1 protein-coding gene is annotated in these 1,344 nt (G+C 62.9%); it reads right to left on the bottom strand.

Annotated elements, in window-relative coordinates; genetic code table 11:
• Positions 1-809, bottom strand: an 809-nt coding sequence (locus AC559T_RS13275; protein WP_498868893.1) for a reverse transcriptase domain-containing protein, incomplete at its 3' end; no start/stop codon positions are given.
• Between the last annotated feature and the right edge of the window lie 535 nt (positions 810-1,344).

Genomic DNA, 1,344 nt, shown 5'->3' on the forward strand with positions numbered 1-1,344 from the left:
CGTAATGCTGGCCGGACGCCGTGCCGCCGGGCACGCGCGATCGCGGATTCGATTTTCTGGTAGGCAGGGTTGGGTGCCCTGCGTTCGCCCCGGTTGTAGTCCGGGAGCAGGTGTGTCACGATGAAGCTGTCCATCCGGTCGAGATAGATATTGGAAAGGATCGGGGACGCCGGACCGCCCTGTGGCGTTCCGGACAGCGTCGCTCCCCATTTCCAGTCCTCCAGATACCCCGCGCGCAGCATGGCCTTCAGGAGTCCCAGGAACCGGTTGTCGTGGATTCTCTCGCTCACCGTGTCGAGCATGACCTGATGGTCGAACTCGTCGAAACAGCGGGCGATGTCGCCCTCAATGAACCAGTGTGTCCCTTTCCAGACATCGACCACCTCACCGAGTGCAGTGTGGCAGCCTCTGCCTGGGCGGAACCCGTGGGAACGGTCGGAGAAGGTCGGTTCGTAGTACGCCTCCAACAGCAGGCGCACGACCTCGGCGACCAGCTTGTCCGACCAGGTCGGCAGGCCCAGCGGGCGTTTCTTCCCGTTCTTCTTCGGGATGTACACCCGCTTCACCGGTTTCCATCGGTAGCGCTCGTGGCGCATCGCATCGACGATACGGTCGATGGTAGCCAGCGACATGCCGTCCACGGTCTCCCCGGTCACCCCGGGGGTCATCGCCCCCTTGTTGGAGTACAGACGCCCGTAGGCCATCAGGTACAGCGCCGGGTTGAACAGCTGTCGGTACACTCGCTCCAGCGGCAGCCCTCTCCTTCCACGTTCACGGAGGACACCAAGGACCGTTTCGGCGCTCTGCATTACGCATGCCTCCCGTCCATTGAGTATCCGGCCACCTGTTCCCCTTCGCCCTGTCGACATCTTTCATGCCGTCCCTGGTGGGGCGTTACTCCCACGACTACTACGGGAACTCCGTCACCTTAGGGCTCGCGCCCCTTAGGCGATCCCGCGGTACGACCCTGCTGTACGTATCGAGCGCGACTTAGGCGTTCCACTCATCTCCTTGAATGCCCTCACTGGGCATCGCCCCACGACCCGAAGGATGCACCAGCCCACGGATCTGGCCAGTGCAGGACGTGGCATCGGTTTCAGACGTCTTTCCGATGGGTCCTCACATCTACCGTCTGGAGATTGGAATTCAGGCAATCCAGCTTTCGCCATATCACGCGGGTCCAACGGCGGCCCGCCTTCGACGCCTTCGCGACGCCCGCCGTCTTCTGGCATGCTGCTGTCCCCCGAAACCCTTTCGGGCCGAGGTAAGCCAGCGAACCCAAGGATCCTCCTCCGAATCCATCCCAGCTGCGCTGGGGATACAACAGAGCGCCTCACGGCGCAC

Source organism: Frankia sp. Hr75.2 (assembly GCF_949319125.1).
Classification (GTDB): Bacteria; Actinomycetota; Actinomycetes; order Frankiales; family Frankiaceae; genus Parafrankia; species Parafrankia soli.